Source organism: Asanoa sp. WMMD1127 (genome assembly GCF_029626225.1).
Taxonomy (GTDB): Bacteria; Actinomycetota; Actinomycetes; order Mycobacteriales; family Micromonosporaceae; genus Asanoa.
On record NZ_JARUBP010000001.1, the window covers coordinates 657,015 to 682,361 of the forward strand.

The 25,347-nt window shown below is 71.3% G+C and carries 25 protein-coding genes and 1 other RNA gene; 12 read left to right on the forward strand and 14 right to left on the reverse strand.

Going from position 1 to position 25,347, the window contains the following annotated elements:
• Entirely contained in the window at positions 1 to 1,158 is a 1,158-nt protein-coding gene (locus O7635_RS03280; protein WP_278078915.1) for a YibE/F family protein, read from the reverse strand.
• Positions 1,159 to 1,249: 91 nt separating this feature from the next.
• Here O7635_RS03280 and O7635_RS03285 point away from each other — a divergent pair, with 91 nt between their 5' ends.
• The 7 genes from O7635_RS03285 (at position 1,250) to O7635_RS03315 (ending at position 5,524) form a co-directional block, all read left to right on the forward strand.
• On the forward strand, positions 1,250 to 1,735 hold the full coding sequence (locus O7635_RS03285; RefSeq protein ID WP_278078916.1) for a hypothetical protein: 486 nt from the start codon (positions 1,250 to 1,252) through the stop codon (positions 1,733 to 1,735).
• A 109-nt stretch (positions 1,736 to 1,844) separates the two neighbouring features.
• On the forward strand, positions 1,845 to 2,924 hold the full coding sequence (locus O7635_RS03290; protein ID WP_278078917.1) for a lytic polysaccharide monooxygenase: 1,080 nt from the start codon (positions 1,845 to 1,847) through the stop codon (positions 2,922 to 2,924).
• A 68-nt stretch (positions 2,925 to 2,992) separates the two neighbouring features.
• Positions 2,993 to 3,820 carry a hypothetical protein gene (locus O7635_RS03295; RefSeq protein ID WP_278078918.1) on the forward strand — a complete coding sequence of 276 codons (828 nt, stop codon included), beginning with the start codon at positions 2,993 to 2,995 and terminating at the stop codon, positions 3,818 to 3,820.
• Positions 3,813 to 4,136 (forward strand): hypothetical protein, encoded by a 324-nt coding sequence (locus O7635_RS03300; protein ID WP_278078919.1) that lies wholly within the window; start codon positions 3,813 to 3,815, stop codon positions 4,134 to 4,136. Before O7635_RS03295 ends, O7635_RS03300 begins: the two co-directional genes overlap by 8 nt.
• Before the next feature lies 1 nt (position 4,137).
• Positions 4,138 to 4,632 (forward strand): hypothetical protein, encoded by a 495-nt coding sequence (locus O7635_RS03305; protein WP_278078920.1) that lies wholly within the window; start codon positions 4,138 to 4,140, stop codon positions 4,630 to 4,632.
• Between the two features lie 2 nt (positions 4,633 to 4,634).
• Positions 4,635 to 5,117, forward strand: a complete 483-nt coding sequence (locus O7635_RS03310) for an EndoU domain-containing protein (RefSeq protein WP_278078921.1) — start codon at positions 4,635 to 4,637, stop codon at positions 5,115 to 5,117.
• 83 nt (positions 5,118 to 5,200) lie between these two features.
• The gene (locus O7635_RS03315) at positions 5,201 to 5,524 is read left to right on the forward strand and encodes a hypothetical protein (protein ID WP_278078922.1); all 324 of its coding nucleotides are present in this window, start codon (positions 5,201 to 5,203) and stop codon (positions 5,522 to 5,524) included.
• 288 nt (positions 5,525 to 5,812) lie between these two features.
• Here the strand turns inward: O7635_RS03315 and ssrA are convergent.
• The 9 genes from ssrA to O7635_RS03360 form a co-directional block, all read right to left on the reverse strand.
• Positions 5,813 to 6,190: a transfer-messenger RNA gene (ssrA, locus tag O7635_RS03320) on the reverse strand.
• 88 nt (positions 6,191 to 6,278) lie between these two features.
• Positions 6,279 to 6,755 carry an SsrA-binding protein SmpB gene (gene smpB, locus O7635_RS03325; RefSeq protein ID WP_278078923.1) on the reverse strand — a complete coding sequence of 159 codons (477 nt, stop codon included), beginning with the start codon at positions 6,753 to 6,755 and terminating at the stop codon, positions 6,279 to 6,281.
• A 113-nt stretch (positions 6,756 to 6,868) separates the two neighbouring features.
• Positions 6,869 to 8,089: a M23 family metallopeptidase gene (locus O7635_RS03330; RefSeq protein WP_278078924.1), complete on the reverse strand. Its 1,221-nt coding sequence runs from the start codon at positions 8,087 to 8,089 to the stop codon at positions 6,869 to 6,871.
• Between the two features lie 180 nt (positions 8,090 to 8,269).
• Entirely contained in the window at positions 8,270 to 9,145 is an 876-nt protein-coding gene (gene ftsX, locus O7635_RS03335; RefSeq protein ID WP_278078925.1) for a permease-like cell division protein FtsX, read from the reverse strand.
• Between the two features lie 79 nt (positions 9,146 to 9,224).
• On the reverse strand, positions 9,225 to 9,905 hold the full coding sequence (ftsE, locus tag O7635_RS03340) for a cell division ATP-binding protein FtsE (protein WP_089245428.1): 681 nt from the start codon (positions 9,903 to 9,905) through the stop codon (positions 9,225 to 9,227).
• 134 nt (positions 9,906 to 10,039) lie between these two features.
• On the reverse strand, positions 10,040 to 11,161 hold the full coding sequence (gene prfB, locus O7635_RS03345) for a peptide chain release factor 2 (protein ID WP_278078926.1): 1,122 nt from the start codon (positions 11,159 to 11,161) through the stop codon (positions 10,040 to 10,042).
• Positions 11,162 to 11,240: 79 nt separating this feature from the next.
• Positions 11,241 to 11,756: a PadR family transcriptional regulator gene (locus O7635_RS03350; RefSeq protein WP_278078928.1), complete on the reverse strand. Its 516-nt coding sequence runs from the start codon at positions 11,754 to 11,756 to the stop codon at positions 11,241 to 11,243.
• Between the two features lie 144 nt (positions 11,757 to 11,900).
• Entirely contained in the window at positions 11,901 to 13,139 is a 1,239-nt protein-coding gene (locus O7635_RS03355) for a serine/threonine-protein kinase (RefSeq protein WP_278078929.1), read from the reverse strand.
• 81 nt (positions 13,140 to 13,220) lie between these two features.
• Entirely contained in the window at positions 13,221 to 14,021 is an 801-nt protein-coding gene (locus tag O7635_RS03360) for a tryptophan 2,3-dioxygenase family protein (protein WP_278078931.1), read from the reverse strand.
• Positions 14,022 to 14,087: 66 nt separating this feature from the next.
• Between O7635_RS03360 and O7635_RS03365 the strand changes: the two genes are divergently transcribed.
• Positions 14,088 to 16,496, forward strand: coding sequence for a WYL domain-containing protein (locus tag O7635_RS03365; RefSeq protein ID WP_278078932.1), 2,409 nt, complete (start codon positions 14,088 to 14,090; stop codon positions 16,494 to 16,496).
• On the opposite strand, the gene pruA is transcribed toward O7635_RS03365, so the two are convergent.
• Complete coding sequence (gene pruA / locus O7635_RS03370) at positions 16,493 to 18,121, reverse strand: L-glutamate gamma-semialdehyde dehydrogenase (protein ID WP_278078933.1); 1,629 nt, start codon at positions 18,119 to 18,121, stop codon at positions 16,493 to 16,495. The two genes, O7635_RS03365 and pruA, sit on opposite strands and share 4 nt — an antisense overlap.
• Before the next feature lie 242 nt (positions 18,122 to 18,363).
• Here pruA and O7635_RS03375 point away from each other — a divergent pair, with 242 nt between their 5' ends.
• Positions 18,364 to 19,437: a hypothetical protein gene (locus O7635_RS03375; protein WP_278078934.1), complete on the forward strand. Its 1,074-nt coding sequence runs from the start codon at positions 18,364 to 18,366 to the stop codon at positions 19,435 to 19,437.
• On the opposite strand, the gene O7635_RS03380 is transcribed toward O7635_RS03375, so the two are convergent.
• On the reverse strand, positions 19,420 to 19,917 hold the full coding sequence (locus O7635_RS03380) for a hypothetical protein (protein WP_278078935.1): 498 nt from the start codon (positions 19,915 to 19,917) through the stop codon (positions 19,420 to 19,422). The two genes, O7635_RS03375 and O7635_RS03380, sit on opposite strands and share 18 nt — an antisense overlap.
• Before the next feature lie 7 nt (positions 19,918 to 19,924).
• A complete protein-coding gene (locus O7635_RS03385; protein ID WP_278078936.1) occupies positions 19,925 to 20,338 on the reverse strand; it encodes a rhodanese-like domain-containing protein in 414 nt (137 codons plus the stop codon).
• A gap of 94 nt (positions 20,339 to 20,432) precedes the next feature.
• On the opposite strand from O7635_RS03385, the gene O7635_RS03390 reads away from it, so the two are divergent.
• The 3 genes from O7635_RS03390 to O7635_RS03400 all read left to right on the forward strand — a co-directional run bounded on the left by O7635_RS03390 (position 20,433) and on the right by O7635_RS03400 (position 22,135).
• The gene (locus O7635_RS03390; protein WP_278078937.1) at positions 20,433 to 20,924 is read left to right on the forward strand and encodes an Lrp/AsnC family transcriptional regulator; all 492 of its coding nucleotides are present in this window, start codon (positions 20,433 to 20,435) and stop codon (positions 20,922 to 20,924) included.
• A gap of 63 nt (positions 20,925 to 20,987) precedes the next feature.
• Complete coding sequence (locus tag O7635_RS03395; RefSeq protein WP_278078938.1) at positions 20,988 to 21,212, forward strand: helix-turn-helix domain-containing protein; 225 nt, start codon at positions 20,988 to 20,990, stop codon at positions 21,210 to 21,212.
• 329 nt (positions 21,213 to 21,541) lie between these two features.
• Positions 21,542 to 22,135 carry an Rv3235 family protein gene (locus O7635_RS03400; protein ID WP_278078939.1) on the forward strand — a complete coding sequence of 198 codons (594 nt, stop codon included), beginning with the start codon at positions 21,542 to 21,544 and terminating at the stop codon, positions 22,133 to 22,135.
• Positions 22,136 to 22,314: 179 nt separating this feature from the next.
• Here O7635_RS03400 and secA read toward each other — a convergent pair whose 3' ends face one another.
• The gene (secA, locus tag O7635_RS03405) at positions 22,315 to 25,230 is read right to left on the reverse strand and encodes a preprotein translocase subunit SecA (protein WP_278078940.1); all 2,916 of its coding nucleotides are present in this window, start codon (positions 25,228 to 25,230) and stop codon (positions 22,315 to 22,317) included.
• Positions 25,231 to 25,347: the final 117 nt, after the last annotated feature.

Below are 25,347 nucleotides of genomic sequence, written 5' to 3' on the forward strand. Positions count from 1 at the left end.
TCATCGATGGCCGACAGCGTAGCGCGACGCCGTGACCAGCGCGGCCAGCCCGGTGGTGACCGGCACCGCCGCAACCAGCCCGATCGTCCCGACCACGCTGCGGACGATCTCGTCGACGATGAACTCGCTGGTGAGCACGGTGGACGCCGGCTGCCCGCCGATGATCACCAGAAGCAGCAACGGGAGCGACGCGCCGGCGTACGCCAGGACGATGGTGTTGACCGTCGAGGCGATGTGCGATCGGCCGACCCGGGTCGCGGCGCGGTAGAGACCGCGGGCGTCGAGCGTCGGGTTGGCCTGCGCGAGCTCGCCGACGGTGGCCGCCTGGGTGACCGTCACGTCGTCCAGCACACCGAGCGTGCCGATCACGATGCCGGCCAGCAGCAGGCCGCGCGGGTCGATCTCGCCGAGGAAGACGGCGAGCAGGCCGGTGTCCTCGCTGCCGAAGCCCGTCAGGTGCAGCGCTTCCGTCGCCGCGACCGCCAGCCCGCCGGTCAACGTGAGGCTGACCAGCGTGCCGAGCACGGCCACCGAGGTCTGCACGCTGAAACCGTGGGTGAGGTAGAGGACCATGAACATGATCGCGGAGGCGCCGACGATGGCGATCAGCAGCGGCGGCTTGCCTACCGCGATCGCCGGGAGGATGAACGTCAGCAGGATCGCGAAGCTGACGCCCAACCCGATCAGCGCGGCCACGCCCTGCCACCGCCCGAACGCCACGATCACGAGCGCGAAGATCCCGATCAGCACGGCGAGCGGCACGCCGCGTTGGTGGTCGAGGACGGCGTACTGCGGTGGTCCCTCCGGCGCGACGCTCTCCGCCACGACGATGTCGTCGCCGACCGACACGACGGGCGAGCCGGGTCCTTCGGGGATGGTCGCGGTCACCGTCTGGCCGGACTGCGGCCCGTTGGTCAGCCGGACCGTCACGGACCCGCACTGGCGGGCCGTCCGCTGCTGGCACGGCTCCGGCTGGACGGCGGTCACGGTCGCGTCGCGCCGGGCCGGCTGGTCGGTCGCGATCGTCGCGGGCCCGGTGTACGGCCAGAGCACGGCGAGCCCGATCCCGGTCAACACGGCCAGCGGTACGAGGATCGCCGCCACCACGATCTGGATGCGCCGCGGCGACGGGCCGACCGGTCCGTGCGCGTGCGACATGAGGCTCACGCTATATGTCCGTTATATCCCATGGCCGCGAAAGCGGGGCAACCCGTTGACCATCACCCGGCCGGCGTGCCGCCATGGTGGAATGAGCGCCGTCAGCCTGGCCGGGGTCGCGGTCGTCGGATTCGCGTCGGCGTTCCAGCCGTTCACCCCGGTCGAGGCCTATCTGGTCGGCGTCATGGCCACGACCGGCACGGCGCCCGTCGCGGCTGGGGTCGCGGCCGCGGTCGGCCAGACCGCCGGCAAGGTGCTCATCTTCCTCGCGACCCGCGGCCTGCTCCGCGGGTCGTTGCTCCAGCGGATCGTGGACCGGACCCGCCGGCCGGCCCGCCGCCCGTCGGCGTTCCGCGACCGGATGACGGCGCTGATCGCACTCCTGGACCGCCCGCGCTGGTCGGCGGCCCTGCTCTTCACGAGCGCGGTCGCCGGCATCCCACCCTTGATCGCGGCCACGGTCTACGTCGCCCGTACGCCCATGTCGCTGTCGCTCTTCACGATCCTGTGCGTGACGGGCCGCATCGTCCGCTTCGTCGCCCTGGCCTTCGCCCCAGCCCTGGTGCTGCCGTCCTGAGCGATTGACTCCTGTGCATGTGTCGTGGCAGGCTGGGCGCGCTGTTGCGGGAGCGACGTAGCGAAACGGAAGCGAGGGCGGCTTCCGGCCTCGACTCCTGGAGCTCTCCATGCGCATCGCCCGACTCCTGGCGGCGCCGTTGATCGCGCTGGCCGCCGTCATCGTCGTCGTCCTCCCCTCCTCGCCCGCCTCCGCACACGGCAGTGTGGTCAATCCCGCGTCCCGCAACTTCGGCTGCTGGGAACGTTGGGGTTCCCGCTTCCAGGCGCCGGAGATGGCCACCGAGGACCCGATGTGTTGGCAGGCCTGGCAGGCCAACCCCAACGCCATGTGGAACTGGAACGGCCTCTACCGCGAGAACCTCGGCGGCAACCACCAGGGCAACATCCCCGACGGCCAGCTGTGCAGCGGCGGCCGGGCCGAAGGCGGTCGCTACAACGCGATGGACACCGTCGGCAACTGGCGGCCGGCCAATGTGGGCACCTCGTTCTCGTTGCGGCTCAACGACCAGGCCAGTCACGGCGCCGACTACATCCGGGTGTACGTGACCCGGGCCGGCTACGACCCGACCACCCAGCCGTTGCGGTGGAGCGACCTGCAACTGGTCAACCAGATCGGCAACACGCCGGCGTCGCAGTGGCAGCCGGCCGCCCAGGGCGTGCAGATCGACATCCCGGTCAGCGTGCCGGGGCGCACCGGGCGGGCCATGTTCTACACGATCTGGCAGGCCAGCCACTCGGACCAGTCCTACTACTTCTGCAGTGATGTCTCCTTCGGCGGCTCCGGCGGCAACCCGACCAACCCGCCGACGAACCCACCGACCAACCCACCCACCAACCCACCCACCAACCCGCCGACGAACCCGCCCACCACGCCGCCGGCCGGGCCGGGCAGCTGTGCCGCCAGTTACAGCCTGGTCGGCTCGTGGACCGGCGGCTTCCAGGCCGACGTGCGGGTGACCGCGGGCTCGGCGGCGATCCGCGGGTGGACGGTCACCTTGACCTACGCCAACGGCCACCAGGTCGCGCAGGTCTGGAACGGCACGGTCACCACGAGCGGATCGACCGCGACCGTACGCAACGCCGGCTACAACGGCGCCCTCGGCGCCGGCGCGAGCACCACGTTCGGCCTGCTCGGCTCGTCCAGCGGCGCGCACACCGCGCCCACCGTCAGCTGCGCCGCGGCCTGACGTCGGTAAGGAGCGGCATCGCCCGCAGCGGACGGTGCCGCTCGCACCCGGCTGATAGAGTTCGGCCGATGTCGAGCGACCGGGGGGACGACTTCGCGGCCAGACTGCGGGCCGCGCGGTCGCAGAGGGGGGCCGACGCCGCGCCGTCGGGGTCTGGCGAGGGTTCGTCCTTCGCCGGGCAGGTGCGCGCGTTCGCCGCGGCCGGCCGGCTCGACCGGCTCGAGCTCGAGCCTCACCTGCTGCGGCTCACGCCCGACGAGCTCGGCGCATACGTGCTCGAGGCGGCCAACGCGGCCCTCGCCGCGTCGGCGACGGGCGACACCGGTGACGCGCCGCCCGATCCCGAGGCGCTCGCCGCCGCGCTGGGCCCGGCCATGGAGTCCGGCACGGCGATGATGCGCACGATCTCCGAGTCGCTCGGCGACGTCATGTTCCGGCTCCGCGAGCGCACCGGGATGAGCGGCGACCCGGGCACCCAGGGGCTGGCGTCGATCCTCGACGAGACCAGCGACCTGTTGCGGCTCGCCGCCGGCACGACCACCGACGAGCCCGGCCCCGCCCCGGAGCAGAGCGCCCAGAGCGACGACGGCTCCGTCGTCGCGACCGTACGGCCCGGGCCACGGGTGGTGGCGCTCGACATCGCGGGCCGGGCGCTGCGGGCCGGGGCGGGCACGCTGGCCGGCGAGATCGTGACCGCGGTCAACAACGCCCTCGACGGCCTCGCCGCCTCGGCCGGTCCGGCGGCCGGTCCCGCCATGCCGCTCGAGGGGCGGGTGCGCGACCTCCAGGACGCCAGCCTGGCGCACATGCGGGCCTACACCGGCGCGCTGCGGGCGCTGCTGGGCAGTGTCGGCGGGCCGGAGCCGGTGACACGCGAACGGAGCGGGGATGGCTGACCTCAACATCGACTCGGCGGCGCTGCGCTACTCGGGCAGCGGCGTGCAGACGACGGCCGAGGACATGGGCCAACGGTTCACGGCCTTCCAGGCGGAGCTCGCCTCGTTCGGCCAGCCGTGGGGCAACGACGACCTGGGCTCGCTGATCGGCATGGCCTACGAGGTCGTCATGGAGGTGGCGATGGACTGCATCAGCGGCAACCTCGACGGCCTCGTCGAGGACGGCGCCGGGCTGCTCGGCATGGCCGACAACTACGACGCGGTCGAGCAGGAGAACGTGGCCGGCAGCCAGGCGTTCGACGGCCTGGTGGGCTGACGTGGGGCTGCAGCTGCCAGGCGAGCTCACCTCGCTGCTCGCGATGCTCGGCTACAACTGGCCCGAGGCCGACGAGGAGAAGCTCTTCGAGATGGGCCAGAGCTGGCTGCGGTTCGGCGGAGGGCTGCCGGCCGACCTCGAAGCCGCCAACGCGTACGCCCAGCAGGTCTGGACCCGCAACGAAGGCCAGGCGGTGGCCGCGTTCCAGGCCGCGTGGTCCGACCCCGAGTCGTTCAGCGCCAACCTGGACGACGCCGGCGTCGCCTCGACCATCGTCGGCGCGGCCCTGATCGCCTGTGCCGGCATCGTGCTGGCCCTGAAGATCAACGTCATCGTCCAGCTGGTCCTGCTGGCGATCCAGATTGCCCAGGCGATCGCCACGGCCGTCGTCACCTTCGGCGCGTCCCTGCTGGAGATCCCCATCTTCAAGATGATCACCAGCCTGATCCTGGACCAGCTGATCGACCTGGCCCTCAACGCGGTCCTCAATGGATAGTCATGGCGCGGGCTAGCCGCGGCGGCAGCGCCGGCATCTTCGAGCCGGCCCTGAAATGGATGCGCAAGAAGGTGCAGCGCAGCCGCCGTCACCACCACGTCTTCCGCGGCGAGGTCCGCCGCGGCCCGGGCGGCGGCCTGCGCGGCAGCGGCTGGCACCACCGCTTCATGGGCCAGGACCCACCGGACCGCCGGGTCACCCAGGTCACCCGCCGCGGCGCGGACGGCACCTACGCCGCCGACGTGGAGATGCGCGGCGGCCCCACCGGCGCCTGGTACCCCAAGCCCGCCGGCAGCAGCTTCTTCCCTGATAATTGGACCCCACAACAGGTCGACCGAGCGATCGAAAGCGCCTTCGCCAACAGCACCCCGGTGCCCGGCACCAACGGCCGCCGCTGGCGAGGCGTGGCCGACGGCGTCCTCATCGAAGGCTCGTACCACCCCAACGGAAGGGCATGGAACTCAGGATGGCCGATCGTCCAATAAGCGGCGTCACCTTCCACCGCGACGACCACGGCGCCCCCGCCTTCCACCCAACGGACGACACCTGGAGCGCAATAGGCTCCCTGATGACCAGCGACGTCCAAAACGTAGCTCTCTGGGCCCTCCGCCTCCTAGCCAACGTAGACGACGTAGAAGCCGGCCAAACCGACCTGGAAACCTGGCAAGGCAACAGCTGGCAAGTAGAAATCACCAAAAAAGGCATGCACCTACAGGACCTGTACTCAGACGACTGGTCAGGCACCCACTCGCTGAGCGAAGCGAAAGCAGTACTCCTGGCCTACCTAAAGTTCCTCCTGCCCAGCAACACGCAGCGCCAGTCAGAACTAGCAAACTGGGAACAGCAGGAGGGCCGCCCACACCCCAGCCGCGAAGCCATCGAGGCCCTGTAGGTCCTGCGCCGGCGGCAATATCTCCACCGTGACCACACGCGCGGGGTTCCCCGGGCGCTCGGCCCCCGAGAGGCCCTGTAAGTCCCGCGCCGGCGGCAACATCTCCACCGCGACCACACGCGCGGGATCCCCCCGGGCTCGGCCCTCGGAGGCCCTGTAAGCCCTGTGCCGGCGGCAATGTCTCCACCGTGACCACACGCGCGGGGTTCTCCGGGGGCTCGGCCCCCGGAGCAGACATAACGAGTGGGCGGGGCGTGCGCTTTTTGCACGCACACCCCGCCCACCCACTCGTGGAGGTGCCGGGAATCGAACCCGGGTCCTTCGGCGCCTTGTCAGGGCTTCTCCGAGCGCAGCTCGCTGTGTCCTTACTCGGCCCCACCGATCACGCGAGCGAGTCGGTGAGACGGGCCCAGTCGCTGATTGATCTCGCCGCGCGGCCCCCGCGACCGGGGCCGGTTGGCCAGCCTTCTAGCTGATGCCGGCTAACTGGGCCGAAGGCACTCCCAGGCCGACAAGTTCGCTAACCCGCCGTCAGGCGGCGAGGGCGAACTGAGCGCGATTCTGCTTGGCGCTTATTGGTTTCCAACGACCGATTATCGAGACGACGTTGGCTTCCTCGGCTCGCTTCCCCTGTCGCAACGGACGAAGTCGAAACCAGTCACCCCCTCGTGCTGCGCCTGCCGCAGCCACTACAGATTAACGTGCCGCGCCACGGGTTTCTTCCCGAGGTGGGAACCGCCCGTTGGCGGACATATCACTCCATGCCCTTGCCCCGCCGGCCGGCGGCTCGCTGGATCTCCCGATCGGCGTCGCGTTTGGCCAGATCCTGCCGCTTGTCGTAGGACTTCTTGCCGCGCGCCAGGCCGAGCTCGACCTTGGCCCAGCCGTCGTTGAAATAGACCGAGAGCGGCACCAGGGTCACGCCGTCGTCCTTGAGCTTGCCCAGCAGGCGGTCGATCTCGAGCCGGTTGAGCAGCAGCTTGCGGGTGCGGCGCGGCTCGTGGTTGGTCCACGTGCCCTGGCTGTATTCGGGGATGTGCATCCCGTAGAGGTAGAGCTCGCCGCCCTGCGCCTGGGCGAACGAGTCGACCAGCGACGCCCGGCCCGCGCGCAGCGACTTGACCTCGGTGCCGGTCAGCGCCATCCCCGCCTCGTAGGTGTCGAGGATGGTGTAGTCGTGCCGGGCGCGGCGATTCGACGTCACGACCTTGCGGCCCTTTTCCCGTGGCACGACAACCTCCCTTAGACAACCGTGCAATGTTACCCGTCACGGCCGCGATCGACATCCGCATAACGACAGTGGGCCCGCGCCACAATCGGCACGGGCCCACTCCGGAGGCGGGTTCAGCAGAGGCAGGGGGCCAGGAAGTCCAGCGGCTGCACCGGGTCACCGTTGAGCCGCACCTCGAAGTGCAGGTGGTCGCCGGTCGAGGCGCCGGTCGTGCCGACCCGGCCGATGACCTCGCCGCGCTTCACCTCCTGTCCCTCGTGGACCAGGATCTTGGACTGGTGCCCGTAGCAGGTCGACATCGACCTGCCCCGGTACTTGCCGTGGCTCAGGCACGTGTAGTTGCCGTAGCCACCGTTCCAGCCCGCCATGATCACCTTGCCCGCGGCCGCGGCGTGGATCGGCGTGCCACCGCCGGCCGCGATGTCCATGCCCGCGTGCAGCTGCCACACGTGGTAGTACGGGTCGAACCGGTTGCCGAAGTCGCTCGACTTCTCGCCGTGCACCGGCATGAACAGCCGCCCCGCCGACAGCTTGGCCTCGGCCGCCGCCTGCTGCTTGGCCTCCCACGCCCGGAGCGCCGCCGCGATCTTCGCCGACTCCGCCTTGGCCTCCTTGTACTTCTGGAGGCTCGCGGCCCGCTCCTCCTGGGCCACGGTCAGCGCTTCCTCTTTCTGCCGAACGAGCTGCGCGACCTCCCGTACGGCGTCCTCGGCCTGGTCTTCCGCGACCGAGGCCTCGTCGACCGCCGTGTCCGCGGTCAGCATCGCCTCGTCAGCCGCGGCCCGGGCCACCGTCGCGTCGTTCTCCTCGTGCCGGGCGACCGCGACCGCGTCGAGGTAGCTGCGCACCATCCGCCTCTGGTCGGAGATCACCCGGTCGACGTAGCCGAACCGGTAGAGCGCGTCGGTCGGGTTGTCAGCCCGGATGAGGACGTTGATGTTGGCGATCGTGCTGCCCTTGTAAGCGGCGGCCGCGAGCTCGACGATCTGCTGCTGTCCCTCGCGCCGGTCCCGGTCGGCCGCCGCGAACCGCTTCTGCGCGCTGGCCACGGCCGCCTGGGCGACGTCGGCCTTGCGCTGCGCCGTCTCGGCCCGCACCTGCGCGGCGACGACCTGACCCTTGCTCTCGATCACCAGCTGCTCCGCCGCGGGCATCTTGCCCGTCGCCGCGACCAGCTGGCGGGCCGCCTCCTGAGCACGCTCGGTGGCGCCCTCGAGTATCGACGACGCCCGGGCGACCTCGGCGTCGATCCGTTTCTTGTCGTCCCGTGGATCTCCTCGGGCGGCGCCGGCCGGCTGGATCGCCGCGAGGACGACCACGGCCAGCACCAGCACCGCTAACTTCGGACGTTTTCTGCGATAGGAGTACATCTCGCACCCTTCACCCGCACGTGAGCATGACGCTACCTACGGCACACAGGGCGCAAAGGCGAAACGGAATAACAAGCGGCACACAGCACGGCGCCCGCCACGCCGCTCTCGCGACGTGACGGGCGCCCCAGCCGTGTGCCGAAGTTAGACCCGCAGATAGAAGCGGAGGGTGACCCAGGCGGTGATCGAGCTGACCAGGGTGCCGGCCAGCGCCATCAGCGGCAGCATGATCAACACCTTGCCCCACGACAGCGGCGTCAACAGGTCGGTCAACTCCTGCAGCGACCCGTCGAGCAACAGCACCTTGCCGAGCGCCAGCGCACCGAAGCCGATGATCGCGCCGAGGAGACCGGCGACCACCGCCTCCAGCACGAACGGCGCCTGGATGAACCAGTTGGACGCGCCGACCAGCTTCATGACCGCGACTTCTCGGCGTTTGCTGTAGGCCGCCACCTGGATCGTGTTGCCGACCAGCAACAGGGCGGCGATCGCCATCACGCTGGCCGCCACCAGCGCCATGGTCTGCACCGAGCCGAGGATGTTGAAGATCTTCTCCAGCAGGTTCCGTTGGTCGATGATCTGGTCGACGCCGTCCTTGCCCACGTAGGCCTCGCGGACCTGCTGGTATTGCTCCGGGTTCTTCAGGCCGACCCGGAACGACTCGGGCAGCTGGCCGGGCTTCACCGCGTCGACGACCGCCGGCACGTCGGCGAACATCTCCTGGAACTTGGTGAAGGCCTGGTCCTTGGACTCGTAGATGACCTCACGAACCAGCGGGTCGGCCTTCAGCGCGCCCTCGAGGCTGCTGCGCTGGTCGTCGGTGATCTCGGGCTTCAGGAAGATGGCGACTTCGATCTTGTCGTAGTAGTACGCCTTCATGTCCTTGACCTGCGTGTAGATCAGGCCGCTGGCGCCGAGCATGGTCAACGAAACTGCCATCGTGATGATCATGGCGACGGTCATCGTCACGTTGCGCCACAGTCCGACCATCACCTCGGACATGACGTACTTCAACCGCATCGGGGGGATTCCTTCCGGAGCTCCACTGGACTAACCGACTTGCCGGGGGGCGAGTTGCGCGCGAGGGGGGTTGCGCGGCTCAGCCGTATACGCCCCGGGCCTGGTCGCGAACGATGCGACCACTTTCGATCTCGATGACGCGCCGGCGCATCTGGTTGACGATGTTGGAGTCGTGGGTGACCATCACGACCGTCGTGCCGGTCCGGTTGATCCGGTCGAGCAACCGCATGATCTCGATCGACGTGTCGGGGTCGAGGTTTCCGGTCGGCTCGTCGGCCAGCAGGATCAGCGGCCGGTTGACGAACGCGCGCGCCACGGCGACGCGCTGCTGCTCACCACCGGACAGCTCGTGGGGGTAGCGGTGCTCCTTGCCGCCCAGGCCGACCAGCTCGAGGACCTCGGGGACCACGCGCCGGGCGACCGCCTTGGTCTTGCCGATCACCTCGAGCGCGAACGCCACGTTCTCGTAGGCGGTGCGGTTGGGGAGCAGGCGGAAGTCCTGGAACACGCACCCGATCTGCCGGCGGAACGCCGGGATCTTCCACGACCGCATCGCCGTCACGTCGCGTCCGTTGACGTGCACCCGACCGCGGTTGGGGGTGACCTCGTGCAGCAGCAGCTTGATGATCGTCGACTTGCCGGATCCCGACGGGCCGATGAAGAAGACGAACTCGCCCTTCTCGATCCCGACAGAGACCTCGTCAAGCGAAGGCCGCGAAGCCTTGGGGTAGGTCTTGGTCACGTGCTCGAGCTGAATCACGGGTCGTGAGTCTACGCGGTGTAACGAAAACTCCAAGCCTCCAGGCACCCCTGCTGCCCGTAATGCCGGAAAGGCCGAAATTTATTCCACACATTAGACGGAGACGCACACGCAGCGTCACCGAAAATAACGGGCTAGGCCGGGTTCGTCTCGAGCTCGCGCTGCTTGCGCCAACGGATTCCGGCCTCGATGAACTCGTCGATCTCGCCGTCGAAGACCGAGGACGGGTTGCCCGTCTCCTCCTCAGTTCGAAGGTCTTTCACCATCTGATAAGGATGGAGGACGTACGAGCGCATCTGGTCGCCCCACGACCCGGCCGCATCCGTCTTGAGCCCGTCGAGCTTGGCCTGCTCCTCCTGCCGCTTGCGCTCGAGCAGCCGGGCCTGGAGCACCCGCAGCGCCGACGCCTTGTTCTGGAGCTGAGACTTCTCGTTCTGGCAGGTGACCACGATGCCGGTCGGGATGTGGGTGATCCGGACCGCCGAGTCGGTGGTGTTGACGCTCTGGCCGCCGGGACCCGACGACCGGTAGACGTCGACCCGGATGTCGTTCTCGGGGATGTCGATGTGGTCGGTCTGCTCGGTCACCGGCAGCACCTCGACGCCGGCGAAGCTCGTCTGCCGCCGGCCCTGGTTGTCGAACGGGCTGATCCGGACCAGCCGGTGGGTCCCGGACTCGACGCTCAGCGTGCCGTAGGCGTAGGGCGCCTTCACCGCGAAGGTCGCCGACTTGAGACCCGCCTCTTCCGCGTACGAGGTGTCGTAGACCTCGGTCGGGTAGTTGTGCCGCTCGGCCCACCGCAGGTACATCCGCAGGAGCATCTCGGCGAAGTCGGCGGCGTCGACGCCACCCGCACCGGCCCGGATCGCCACCAGCGCCTCCCGCGAGTCGTACTCGCCGGAGAGCAGGGTGCGGACCTCCATCTCCTCGACCGACTTGTGCAGCGCGGTCACCTCGGTGCCGACCTCGGCCAGCGCGCCCGGGTCGGACTCGGCCTCGGCCAGCTCCAGCAGCACGTGGGCGTCGTCGAGCCGGCCGCGGAGGGCGGCCAGGCGGTCGATCTCGCTGTTGACGTGGGAGAGCTTGGAGGTGACGGCCTGCGCGCGGGCCTGGTCGTCCCACAGGTCCGGGGCCGACGCCTGCTCCTCCAGGTCAGCCTTGTCCCGGCGCAGCTTGTCGAGGTCGAGCACGGCCTCGATGTTGCGCAGGGTGGCATCGAGAGTCTTGAGCTGTTCGGCGTAATCGGCAGCGGTCACAACACTGAAGCGTACCGCTGTCACGCCGGATCCCCCGCTCAGCGGGTTGCCCGCCGAGCGAGGGAGCTCCGATCGGGACCTACTTCGCGGGGGCTGCCTTCAGCCAGCTGAGGGCCGCCTTGTGGTAGTTGACCGCGAAGTCGAGGGCCGCGGCGCCGTAGGCGTCGCCTTCCTTCTTGGCCTCGCGGGACTGCTCGCGGGCCGAGGCGAGCGCCTCGGTGTGGTAGGCGTTCGCGTTGGCGTAGAGCTCCTTGAGCTGTCCGCCGGAGTGCTGCTGGCCGAACGCCACGCGAAGGGCCGTCGGGTTACGCACGGCGTCGCGGCCGGGCGTCTCGCCGAGCCACCGGGTGAAGGCCCGCTTGCCCGCCGCGGTGATCGCGTAGGGCTGACTGGATCGGGGACCCGGCTTGCCGAGACGCACGTAGCCCTGCTCGGCCAGCGCCGGCAGCTCGCGGTAGACCTGGCTGCGGGTCATCGACCAGTAAGGGCCGAGCCGACGCTCGGCGGACGCCATCAGCTGCCCGCCGGTCATCGGTCCTTCGTGGAGCAGACCGAGCAGTGCGGCCGCCGTGGGGTTGATGTCATTATCCGCCATATCTCAAAGGTCGCACCTCGACGGCCCCTCGTCCAGGATTTCCGCTGATCAAAAACGGAGCGTCTCCACAATGCACTGTCTGGGACAGACAGTCTGCTGAGGACAATGAAGCCAGGCGGGCAGGATCGGCGGCAAAAGCCTTGATCATGTCGTCCCGGGCATGGAAGGCATGAGATCACCGATACCGGGCAGCGATCCCGGCGTCGGCACACCGGCGGGTGACGGCGCGGGTGAGGTGGCGGTGGGAGCGGTGGGACCACTGGGGACGGTGGGGTCCGGCAGGGCGAGCGCCGCCAGGGTCACGACGGTGACCAGCGCCACGCCGCCACCGAGCAGCGCGACACGCGGGCCGGCGCGCCGGGGCCGGGGATCCGGTCGACGTTCTGGTCGAGGTTCCGGCCGGGGTTCCACAGGGGCCGGTGGTGGCGCCGGGAGTCCGGCGACGGGGATGGCGACCAGACCTCCGGCGTACGCGGACGCGGGCGAGACGGGCGCGGCCTTCAGGGGCACCCAGGCGACCGGGGCACGGGCCACCGTGGACCCGCCCGGTCGGGGCCACCAGGTGACCTGCTCCCCGCCCAGCGGGTCGAGTGTCGGCGCGCCGTCGAGGGCCGGCTCCAGCCCGCGCAGCCGGCCGGCGAGCAGTCGCGCCGGTGGCCGCCGGTCGGGCGCCGGCGCCAGGCAGTCCTCGATCACCGGCCAGACGACGGCGGGCAGGCCCGGCGGTGGTACCGGTGTGCACGTGGTGTGCCGGGCGAGCACCTGGGTCGGCTGGCCACCACGGTAGGGACTGCGACCGGTGAGCATCTCGAAGAGCACGATGCCGAGCGCGTAGACGTCGGCGGCCGGGCTGGCCGGCTCGCCGGCGACCACCTCGGGCGCGACGTACTCCGGCGTGGCGTGGATGACCGCGGGCCGGCCGTGGGCCAGCCGCCGCGCCACGCCGAAGTCGGTGACCCGTACCCGCCCGCCGTCGGCCGGCACGAGCAGGTTCGCCGGCTTGATGTCGCCGTGCACGACGCCCCGGCCGTGCAGATAGGCGAGCGCGTCGGCCACCTGGGCCGCGATGTGCGCCGCGACGGCCGGCGGCACCGGCCCGTCCCGCCGGATCCGCCGCCGCAGGTCGAGGCCGACGACCAGGTCCAGCACGAGCGCGGGCGCACCGTCGATCGTGGTCACGTCGCGCAGCCCGACGATGCCGGGATGGTCGAGCTCGCCCAGGATCTCCGCCTCGGCCGCGAAACCGGCGACGAGCTCGCGCTCGGCGGCCGCCTCCGGCCGCAGCACCTTGACCGCCACGGGCTCGCCGCGGTCCCGGTCGACACCGCGCCACACGGCGCCGACCGCGCCCCGCGCGATCTCGTCCCCCAGCTCGTACGCCATCACGAACCTCCCCGCGGCCCAAGCTAGGCGCGGGAATGCCGGCGCCGGCCCGACGACCGTCGGGATGGCACGAATCAGGGTCTAGAGGCGGCTGCGGAACTCCCACAGCTCCGGATAGAACCGCAGCTCGATCCGGGAGCGCAGGTAGGCGCCGCCTGCCGAGCCGCCGGTGCCGGGCTTCGTGCCGATCTGGCGCTCGGCCATCAGCACGTGCCGGGCCCGCCACAGCGAGAACGCCTGGTCGTGCGCGACCAGCGCCTCGGCCAGGTCCCAGAGCTGACCGAACCGTTCGCGGTCGTTGGCTATCGCCGCGTACGCCGTGAATCGCGCCTCGGCATTCGACACGTCGAAGCCGGCCTTGGCCAGCACCGCCAGGAAGCCCTCCCAGAGGCTCGGCTGGTCGAGGCGCGCCTGCAACCGGGCCCGGTCGTCGTCGGCGAGCCCCTTGAACCGCCGCAGGAAGCCGGGGTCCTTGGCGCCGGAGAGGAACTCGATCTCGCGGAACTGGGCCGACTGGAAGCCGGAGGCCGGCGCCAGCTTGTTGCGGAAGGCGAGGAAGTCCTGCGGCGTCATCGTGTCGATCACGTCGACCTGGTTGATCAGCACCCGCTCCACCACCAGGCAGCGCTCCAGCCGCACGCGTGGCAGGTAGCTCTCCCCGACCAGCATCCGGTCGCGGGCGTCGGTCAGCTCCGACAGCAGCAGCTTGAACCACAGCTCGTACACCTGGTGGATGGTGATGAACAGCAGCTCGTCGTGGGCGGGCGGTGACGACTCCGGCACCTGCTGGTCGAGCAGGTCCGGCAGCCGCAGGTAGGCGCCGTACGTGAGGCGGCCACCCTGCTCACCGAAATGGGCGTCGTGAAGGATCTCTTCGGTCACCTTCGCACGGTATCCCCTCAGGGTGTTTGACCTGCCGGGGCGGGTGGAGCAGGCTGACTGGCCGTGGTGTCCGCGTTGGTGGGTTGGCTGGCTCTCCGCACGCCCGAGGAGCTCGCCGCGATCATGCGCCGGCGCCCCGACGCACTGCCGGCCGCCGACCTGGAAGCCCTCGCGGCCCGGCTGGCCCGCGACGGCTCGGTGGCGGCCGCCCTGTCCACTGTGCCGCTCCCCCAGGCCCAGGTGGTCGAGGCGCTGGCGGGCCTCGGCGGCCCCGGCGTCCGGCCCGACCGGCTCGCCCGCCTGCTCGGCCGCGCGGAGCACGACGCCGACCTGGCCGAGGCGCTGGCCGAGCTGGCGGAGCTGGCGCTGGTGTGGCCGGACGAGACGGGCGCGCTGCGGATGGCCGACCCGCTCTGGTCCCACCCGGAGTTCCCGCTCGCCCTCGGCCCGCCGGCCGCCACGCTGCTCGCGCCGGTCGACCGGGAGCGGCTGGCCGGCATCGCCGCGGCCTGGGGGCTGCGGCCCGACCGGCCGCGGACACTGGTGGCCGCGGTGGCCGCGGCGCTCGGCGACGAGCAGCGGGTACGCGCCGCGCTCGCGGACGCGCCCGCGCAAACCCGGGACCTCCTCGACGAGTTGGCCCATCAGGGCCCGACCGTGCCGCTGCCCGAGCCGGCGCTGGCCTGGGCCCTCGATCGGGGTCTGGTGATCGCGGACGGCTGGCGGCGGGCCACCATGCCGCACGAGGTCGCGGCGGCCCTGCGCGGGCCCGAGTGGCGTGCGCCGTTCGACCCACGGCCGCCGGTGCTCGCGGTCGGCCTCGCGCCGGCCGCCGCGGTCGAGCGCGAGGCGGTGTCCGCCGGCACGCTCGCGGTGCACCGGGTGGGCGCGTTGCTCGACGCGGCCGAGCGCGCGCCGCTGGCGGCGCTGAAGTCTGGCGGCGTCGGCGCCCGCGAGGTGCGGCGGGTGGCCAAACTGATGGGCGCGATGGATGGCGAGACCCGGCTGTGGCTCGAGGTCGCGTCGGCGGCCGGGCTGCTCGGGTTGGCCGACGAGACGCTCGCGCCGACGGCGGCCTACGACGAATGGCGCGCCGCCAGCCCGGCCGAGCGGCTCGCCAGCCTCGCCACCGCCTGGCTGACCGTGGCGAGCCTGCCCTCGACCGACCACCGGCCGGGCGGCGGTCCGCCGATCGCCGCGCTGCAGCCGGACCTCGCCTGGGCGGCCGTGACCGAGGCCCGCCCCCGGTTGCTGCGGCTGCTGGCCGCGCTGCCACCAGGGCGGGGCGCGGCGGCGGCCGCTCCGCGCGACGACGGTCGTCCCACCGATCCGGCCGCGGTCGTCGCGGCGCTGCGCTGGGAGCTGCCAGTGCTGCTGCCCACCGCCGACGCGGCGACCGTCCTCGTCGAGGGCACCCTGCGCGAGGCCGGGTGGCTCGGCCTGGTGGCGCTCGGCGCGCTGAGCCCGGTCGGCCGGGCACTGGTCGAGGCGCCCGACAAGGTGGCCGGGGCCGCCGCCGAGCTGCTGCCGGACGCGGTGGCCGAGGCGATCTTCGAGAGCGACCTGACCGCGCTCGTACCCGGGCTGCCGGCGGCGCCGCTAGCGACCCTGCTGGACGCCGCCGCCGAGCGGACGGCGGCCGACGGCAACGCGGCCGGCTGGCGGTTCACCCCCGACTCGGTGCGGTCCGCGCTGGACGCGGGCTTCACGGCCGGCACGCTGCTGGAGGCGCTGCGGATCGTGGCCGCGGACGGCGCGCTGCCGCAGGTGCTGGAGTACCTGATCGAGGACACCGGCCGGCAGCACGGCCAGGTGCGGGTGCGCGCCGTCGGCTGCGTGCTGCATACCGAGTCGGCGGCGCTGGCCGCGGAGCTGCTCGGCGCCCGGCCGCTGCGCGGGCTCGGCCTGGTCGCGCTGGCGCCGACGATCCTGACCAGCCCGCGCGCGGCCGAGGAGACGCTCGACGCGCTGCGGGCGGCCGGCTACGCGCCGGCGAGCGAGGACGCGACCGGCGCGCCGACCGTGCGGCGGGTGCCCCGGGCCCGCGCCGCGCCCCGCCGGCGGCACGTTCCCGCGGCGCGGCCGGCCCCGGCCGGCGACCTGGTCGAGGTGGCGGAGCGGCTGCTGGAGGCGGACGTCGTGGTGGCCGTCCCGGCGAGCGGCGCCGACGAGCCGGCCCGGCCGATGCTGTGGCTGGTGCCCGACGAGACCGCCGCCGAACCGGCGCCGGACGTGGCCGCCGAGGTTCGGCGGCACGCGCCCCAGCTCGACCAGCGGCAGCAGGAGCTGCTGGTCTACGCGATCGTGGCCGGCGAGCCGGTCACCATCGACTACCGCACGGGCGGCGGCGACTTCTCCAGCCGGGTCGTCGAGCCCCGTGAGCTCGACGGCAAACGGCTGGTCGCCTGGTGCCGGCTCCGCGACGACGAACGCGTCTTCGGCCTCAACCGGATCGAACGCGTCCGACCGGGCTAGCCCATGTGCGGGTAGCGGTGGTCGGTCGGCGGCACGAAGGTCTCCTTGATCGTGCGGGGGCTGACCCAGCGGATCAGGTTGTGCCACGAGCCGGCCTTGTCGTTGGTGCCGCTGGCCCGCGCGCCGCCGAACGGCTGCTGGCCGACCACGGCGCCGGTCGGCTTGTCGTTGATGTAGAAGTTGCCCGCCGCGAAGCGGAGCACCTCGGCGACCTGGTCGACGACCCGGCGGTCGTTGGCGAAGATCGAGCCCGTCAGCGCGTACGGCGCGACGTTCTCGGCCTGGCACACCACCTCGTCGAACTTCGCGTCGTCGAAGACGTGGACGCCGAGGATCGGCCCGAAGTATTCGGTCGTGAACACCTCGTGGGTCGGGTCGCTGCTCTCGACGACGGTCGGGCGGACGAACCAGCCCTCGCTGTCGTCGACGGTTCCGCCGGCCAGCACGGTGCACGACGCGGAGTTCTTGATCCGGTCGAGCGCGCCCGCATGCTTGGCGAACGCCCGGGCGTCGATCACGGCGCCACCGAAGTTACTGAAGTCGGTGACGTCGCCGTAGGTGAGGCTGTCGGCGGTCGCGGCCAGCCGGTCGCGCAGGCCACCCTCCCAGATCGACCGCGGGACGTACGCGCGGGAAGCCGCGGAGCACTTCTGGCCCTGGAACTCGAAGGCGCCGCGGATCAGCGCGGTGTGCAGCGCGTCGACGTCGGCGCTGGTGTGCGCGATCACGAAGTCCTTGCCGCCGGTCTCGCCGACGATCCGCGGGTAGCCCCGGTAGCGGTCGAGGTTGCCGCCGACCTCGTGCCACAGGTGGCGGAAGGTGGCCGTCGAACCGGTGAAGTGGATGCCGGCCAGGTCGGGGTCGGCCAGCGCCACCTCGGAGACGGCCAGGCCGTCGCCGGTCACCATGTTAATCACGCCGGGCGGCAGGCCGGCCGCCTCGAACAGCCGCATCGTGAAGTGCGCCGCGAACTGCTGGGTCGGCGACGGCTTCCAGATCACCGTGTTGCCCATCAGCGCGGGCGCGGTGGGCAGGTTGCCGGCGATCGCGGTGAAGTTGAACGGCGTGATCGCGTAGACGAAGCCCTCGAGCGGGCGGTGGTCGAACCGGTTCCACACCCCGTTGGCCGAACGGGGCTGGTCGGCCAGCAGGTCGCGGCCGAAGTGCACGTTGAACCGCAGGAAGTCGATCAGCTCGCAGGCCGCGTCGATCTCCGCCTGGTAGGCGGTCTTCGACTGGCCGAGCATGGTCGCCGCGTTGAGCGTGTCGCGCCAGGGACCGGCCAGGAGGTCGGCCGCCCGGAGGAAGATGGCTGCCCGGTCCTCGTAGGGGAGGGTCCGCCACATGGGTGCCGCCGCCTTGGCGGCCGTCACCGCCGCCTGCGCGTCGGCGTTGGACGCGTTGTGGGTGACCCCCAGCACATGCCGGTGCCGGTGTGGCTGCACGACGTCGATGGCGTCGCCGGCGCCCATGCGCTGCTCGCCGTCGATCGTCATGGTCAGCTCGGCCCGCTCACCGGCGAGTTCGGCCAGGCGGCGCTGAAGGCTGTCCCGCTCGGCGCTGCCGGGCGCGTAGTCACGCACGGGCTCGTTGCGCGGCTCGGGGGTCTGGAATATGGCGTCCATCTTCGGCTCCTGACCGATCTCGACGGCTCTGGCGACATCGGGCCCGCCGGCGCCGGGCGGTCAACCGGGCGCGCGCCCGCGACCACCGGCGGGTGCCGGCGCCACGGTGGTGGGACCTCACGCCATATTCGCACGTCCGACCGCGTGGCGGCCCGTCCGCGCCCGCGCCCGGGGGCGCTCAACCGGCCCGCGTACGCTGGGCTGTCGAGCGGACCGGGGTCGAGCCGACCGAAGGGGAGACGATGAGCGAGCGCACCGGGGCTGTGGACTCGCCCCCCGCCGACGAGACGCCGGCCGTGGTCGAACAGCGCAAGCCCGTCGAGGAGGCGGTCGCCGACCGGCCGTCCGTCGACGAGCCCGCTGACGACGAGGCGGCCGCCGACGAGGTGGTGGGCGACACCGAGCCGGTCGCTGCCGAGGAGGCCGCCGACGACGAGACGCCCGTGCGGATCTCGTCGCGCCCGACCGGGCGTACGACCGGGCTGATCCCCGCCCCCGGCGCCGGACTGCTCGCCCTGTTGGCGCTGGCCTGGTTCGGCACGACGCTCTGGGTGTTGCAGCGGGAGATCTCGACCTCCGTGACCGACGCGGTGGCCATCGCATCCGCCGCCATCTCGCTGCCCACGGTCGTCTCGGCCAGCCTGGTCGCGGGCGCGGCGGCGGCGCTGGTGACGGTCAACCTGATCGCCCGCGCCGGCTGGACCCCGGCGGCCTCGACCCGGTGGGCGGGCGCGCTGGTGACCAGCATCGTGGTCGGTCTGCTGGGCGCGCTCGGCGTGCTGGCCGGGTACGACGGCCCGGGCAGCCGGGTGCTGGCGGCCACGATCGCGGCGGCCGCGGTGGTCGGCGGGGCGCTGGCCGGCCTGCGCCCCACGTCGGTGGTGGCCGCGATCTGCTCCGGCGCGCTCGCGGTGTTCGCGGTGCAGTTCGTGCTCAACTACCTCGGCGCCGGGGTGATCTCCGGGGCCAGCATGCTCGCGGCGATCGTCGCGGGGCTCGTCGGGGGCCTGGTGCCCTACTTCTACCTCCGCAAGGTCGGCAAGCGGGAGACCACCGAGGGCGGCCCGCTGCGCTGGCCGGCCTACATGGTGACCGGCGCCGGGGTCGGCCTCGCGCTGCTGGTGACCGAGGTGATCACCCGGGTCGGCGGCGCGCAGGTGCTCGACGCGGTGGCCGCGCTCAGCGACCTCGACCGGGCGTACCGGGCGCACGTGGACGCGGACCGCCTCACGTACGCCCTCGTCGTGCTCTTCGTGGGTGCGCTGGCCACCACGATCGCCTTCGGGCGGACGCTGCCGTCAAAGAAGCGTGTCTAGCTCCGAGACGTCGTACCACTCGAGCTCGTGGTCCTCGGCCCCGTCGACGGTGAACTGCGCGTCGGGGTCGCCGGCCAGCGCCTCCTCCACCTGATCGGCGGCCGCGGCCACGTCGGGCTCGGCGTCGGCGCTGTCGACGTGGATGGCCGCGACCGCCTGCACCGGCACGGGACCGGTCAGCCTGACCATGCTGGAGCCGAGCTCCGCGTCGACCCGCTGCACGGCTGACCGGGCCAGGTCGGCCGAGACCACCACCCGCCGGCGGGGCGCGGTCGGGTCCTGGCGGAGGAGCCGCAGGGCGCTCTGGGCGGCCCGGGTGAAGGCGACGTACTCGAGCTCCTCCTCGTCGCCCTCGGCGTACCACTCCCGGAGGTCGGCGGTCACCGCGTGCGCGGCGGCGGCGGTCAGGCCCTCGTTGCGGAGGGCGGCGAGCATCGGCAGCGTCGCCGGCAGGTAGACCCGGATCAGAGCGTCTGGCACCGCACGTTCATACACTGCCGCCGGGTGTGGCCGCCAGCGGCGCGGTCAACGGGTCTGCCGGCCGGGTGACCAGGCCCTCGGGGGTGACGACCGGGAAGCCCTCGCGGATCCAGTACTCGATGCCGCCGATCATCTCCTTGACCTCGTAGCCGCGGCGGGCCAGGTCGTAGGCCGCCTTGGTGGCGCCGTCGCAGCCGGGGCCCCAGCAGTGCACGACGATCGGCTTGTCCTTGTCGAGCAGCTTGTCGGCGCGCATGGGGATCATGCGCCGTGGGAGGTGGATCGCCTGCTGGATGTGAGCCTGGCGCCAGGAGGCGAGGTCGCGGACGTCGACGAGGGTGACGGTCTCGATCTCCGCGTGTACGTCGGAGACGTCGGTCTGGAAGGCGAGCTTGGCGGCGAAGAAGTCCTGGGCGTTCATGGTGGTTGACGGTATGCGGGTTTGCTCCCCTGATGAATGGGCGATCGGTGGTCTTGGCGTTGTTCGGCCGCTGGATCGACGGTAGTTTGGCGGCGTGGCCGCTTCTTCCCCGGTGCTCGACCCGACCGACTGGCGATTGCTCGCTGCGCTGCAGGAGGCGGGGCGGGCGTCCTATGCCGAGCTGGCGCGGATGGTGGCGATGTCGCCGAGCGCGGTGGCGGAGCGGGTGCGGCGGTTGGAGGAGGCCGGGGTGGTCTCCGGGTACCGCGCGGTGGTGCCGCCGGCGGTCGTCGGCCTCGAGATCATGGCCTTTGTCCGGCTGCGTTACCCGACGGGCAACTACAAGCCGTTCTACGCACTGCTCGACAGCACGCCGGAGATCATCGAGGCCCACCATGTCACGGGCGAGGACTGCTTCGTGCTCAAGGTGGTGGCCCGGTCGATGCGTCACCTCGAGTCGGTGTCGGGCCGGATCGCCGGCCTGGGCGCGGTGACGACCAGCGTCGTCTACTCGAGCCCGCTGCCCGGCCGCGACGTCTCGGCCGCCGCGGCGCTCGATCCGGCTGGCCCCGGGGCCAGGGCATAGGTGCTGCCGACAGGCAGTCGATGGCAAACTGAGGCGACCGGACCGATCTGGGGAGTGATTTCGGTGGCCGAACCGAGATTCCTGCAGCTGTCCGAGGTGGCCGAGGAGCTGGCCGTCTCGGACTCGCAGGTCTACCACATGGTCCGCAGCGGCGAGCTTCCGGCGATCAAGATCGGCGGTCGGGGGCAGTGGCGGGTCGAGCGGGTCAGGCTCGAGGAATACATCGCCCGGAAATATGCCGAGACCGCCGAGTGGGTCCAGAGCAACCCGCTGATCGACAAAGAGTGATTTCCCGGTAAGTGGGGTGTCCGCGGTGCGCGGACACCTCACTTTGCCTGCCCGCCATTGACGGTGGCCGAAGTCTGAGCGCAGAATGAGCTGGTCGAAGGCAAACGAAAGCAAACACAAGATTCTTTGTCTGATCAGCCCACCGGGGAGGCTGCTCGATGTCGACCACGACCCTCAACCACCGACTACCAGCACGGGCGCGGGCCACCGGGACAGGATGGCCGAGTCCTGCAACGCGCCACCGTGTCGCAACCCTCAGCGGGCGCGGTCAGCCCGACAGCAACGGCGGGGCAACCCCTCGCCGTGTCGTGCATGATGCGGGGGCGTCGTTGATTCGGCGGTCGCCGCAGCAGCGGCGGACGGTGACCCGCGGCGGCTACTACCCACCGATCCGGGTGCGGCCGGCGCCGTCGTTCGAGACGCCGTTCGCGCACGAGGACGGCGCCGACGAGTGGTATCGCGAGGCTGGCGGCCAGCTCTCCTTCGACTTCGCCGCGCTGACGCGGCGGGCGGAGCCGATCCGCGAGATCCCCATGGCGCCACCGCCACCGGCCGAGCCGCGCCCCGTCGCGTCGCCCGATGCCCGCCGCGCGGCCGGCCGGTTCACGCGGACCTGTCTGGAGATCCTCAACGGCTACCGCCCGGTGGCCCACGTCCGGCCGCTCGCCAAGCCGGCGACCGCCCACACGCTGATCGACCAGCTGCTGGACGCCCTTCGCCGCATGCCGGTCGCGCCGACCGTGCCGCGGCGACAGCAGCAGCCGGAGCTGGTGAGGCTACGCCGGCTACGCATCAGCGAGCCGACGCCCGGCGTCGTCGAGGCCGCCGCGGCGCTGGGCACCGACGCCCGCACGTGGGCGATGGCCTTCCGCCTGGAACACACCAGCACTCGATGGCTCGGCACGGTCCTGCAGGTCCTATGACTCCCCGGAGCGCCCACCAGGCCCGGGCACGCCGGTGGGCGCTCCGGGGCTCCACCACCACCGCGCGCGCGACGCCGCTGGGACCGCGTCGTCGGGTCGTGCCCACGCGTCGAGAGGAGGTCCAGCGAAGGCGAAAGCCCGCCCCCACAGCGGGGGGCGGGCTTTCGTGGCCTTGAACGTCAGTTCGCGGTCGGGGCTCCGTGGCAGCGCTTGTATTTCTTGCCCGAGCCGCACGGGCACGGCGCGTTGCGGGACGGGCCGTTGCTCGGCGTCGCGGACTGGCGGCCCGGGGACGGGCGGCGGCCCGGCGACGGGCGCGGGCGGTCGCCGTTGCCCGCCGGCGCGGCTCCGCCGACGCCCAGTGCCGGCGCGTGCTGCATCGGCGGCTGGGGCTGCGGCTGGGTGTGCTGCACCGCGACCCCGCCGCCGCCGGCGGCGCCGTCGATGGTGGGGGCGGAGTATTGCAGGCCCTGCGGGCGGGACGACCGGCCGAGGCCCTTGGCCTTGATCTCGATCGTCGCGTCGTCGGGCATCGGCAGGGCGCGGCCGCCGGTGGCGGCGGGCTCGGCCTCGGGCGCCGGGGCCTCCTCGACCTGGACGTCCAGGTTGTAGAGGAAGCCGACGGTCTCCTCCTTGATGCCGTCCATCATCGTGGCGAACATCTCGAAGCCCTCGCGCTGGTATTCGACCACCGGGTCGCGTTGCGCGTAGGCCCGCAGGCTGATGCCCTCCTGCAGGTAGTCCATCTCGTAGAGGTGCTCGCGCCACTTGCGGTCGATCACCTGCAGCAGCACCATGCGCTCGAGCTGGCGGGTCGCCTCGGTGCCGAGCTCTTCCTCGCGCCGGTCGTACGCGTTGTGCGCGTCGTCCTTCATCCGCGAGAGCAGGAACTCGGCGTCGATGCTGTTGCGCTCGCCGCCGGCCTCTTCCTCGACGTCGTCGATCGTCACGCCGACCGGGTAGAGCTGCTTGAGGCTCGACCACAGCTGCTCGAGGTCCCAGTCCTCGGCGTAGCCGTCGGCGGTGGCGCCCTGCACGTAGGCCTCGACCACGTCGTCGATCATGTGGCGGACCTGCTCGTGCAGGTCCTCCCCGTCGAGCACGCGCTTGCGCTCGGCGTAGATGACCTGGCGCTGCTTGTTGAGCACCTCGTCGTACTTGAGGACGTTCTTGCGGATCTCGGCGTTCTGGCCCTCGATCTGGGCCTGCGCGCTGCGGATCTGCCGGGTGACCATCTTGGACTCGATCGGCACATCCTCGGGGATGTTGAACCGCTCCATGACGGCCTCGACGGCGCCCGCGCGGAAGCGGCGCATCAGCTCGTCCTGCAGCGACAGGTAGAACCGGGACTCGCCCGGGTCGCCCTGCCGGCCCGACCGGCCGCGCAGCTGGTTGTCGATGCGGCGTGACTCGTGGCGCTCGGTGCCGAGCACGTAGAGGCCGCCGGCGTCGACGACCTCGGCCGCCTCGCTCGCGCAGTGCTGCTTCCAGCGCGGCAGGATCTCCTCGAACGCCTTGGCGTAGTCGTCCTCGTGCTCGATCGGGTCGAGGCCCCGCTGGTGCAGCTCGGCCGCCGCGAGGTTCTCGGGGCTGCCGCCGAGCAGGATGTCGGTGCCACGGCCGGCCATGTTGGTCGCGACCGTCACCGCCCCGCGCCGGCCGGCCTGAGCGATGATCTCGGCCTCCTGCGCGTGGTATTTCGCGTTGAGGACCGAGTGCTTGATGCCCCGGCGGCGCAGCAGCTGCGAGAGGATCTCGGAGTTCTCCACCGAGACCGTGCCGACCAGGATCGGCTGGCCCAGCGCGTGCCGCTCGGCGATGTCCTCGACGACCGCGTTGAACTTGGCCTTCTCGGTCTTGTAGATGACGTCGGGGCGGTCGACGCGGACCATCGGGCGGTGGGTCGGGATCGAGACCACGCCGACCTGGTAGACCTTGTTGAACTCGCCGGCCTCGGTCTGCGCCGTGCCGGTCATGCCGGCCAGCTTGTCGTACAACCGGAAGTAGTTCTGCAGCGTGATCGTGGCAAGAGTCTGGTTCTCCTGCTTGATCTCGACGCCTTCCTTGGCCTCGATCGCTTGGTGCATGCCCTCGTTGTAGCGACGGCCGTGCAGGATGCGGCCGGTGAACTCGTCGACGATCAGGACCTCACCGTCGTTGACGATGTAGTCCTTGTCGCGCTTGTAGAGCTCCTTGGCCTTGATCGCGTTGTTGAGGTAACCGACGAGCGGCGTGTTGACCGACTCGTAGAGGTTGTCGATGCCCAGCCGGTCCTCGACCTTGGCGACGCCGCGCTCGGTGATCGCGATGGTGCGCTTGGCGTAGTCGACCTCGTAGTCGCCCTCGCCGTCCTTGCCGGGCTGGAGCCGGGCGACGACCGAGGAGAACTCCGAGTACCACCGGGCGGAGTGCTCGGCCGGACCGGAGATGATCAGCGGCGTACGCGCTTCGTCGATCAGGATCGAGTCGACCTCGTCGACGATGGCGAAGTTGTGGCCGCGCTGCACGAGCTCGTCCTTGGACCACGCCATGTTGTCGCGCAGGTAGTCGAAGCCGAACTCGTTGTTGGTGCCGTAGGTGATGTCGCACTCATAGGCGGCCCGGTGCTCGACGGACGGCCGGTTGGGCAGCACCACGCCGACGGTCAGGCCCAGGAACTCGTGGACCCGCCCGACCCACTCGGCGTCACGTTGCGCCAGGTAGTCGTTGACGGTGATGACGTGCACGCCCTTGCCGGAGAGCCCGTTGAGGTAGGCGGGGAAGACACCGGTCAGGGTCTTGCCCTCACCGGTCTTCATCTCCGAGATGTTGCCGAAGTGCAACGCCGCGCCGCCCATGATCTGCACGTCGTAGGCGCGCTGGCCGAGCACCCGGGCGGCCGCCTCACGGGCGGTCGCGAAGGCCTCGGGCAGCAGGTCGTCGAGGGTCTCCCCGTCGGCCAGCCGCTCGCGGTATTGGAAGGTCAGGTCGCGGAGCTCGTCATCGGTGAGGTTGACGTAGTCGTCCTCGATCGAGTTGACCGCAGCCGCGATGGCCTTGAGGCGGCGCAGCATGCGTCCTTCGCCCGCACGAAGGAATCTTTCCAGAATCGACACGGATCAACGCTCCCCTAGACGGTCTGCCGAACTATGGTAGGCGCTCATCCGGGGTGACTGTCAGGGGCGGTTCCCGACGAGCAGGTTATAACGGACATAACGAAGCTAACGCCGGAG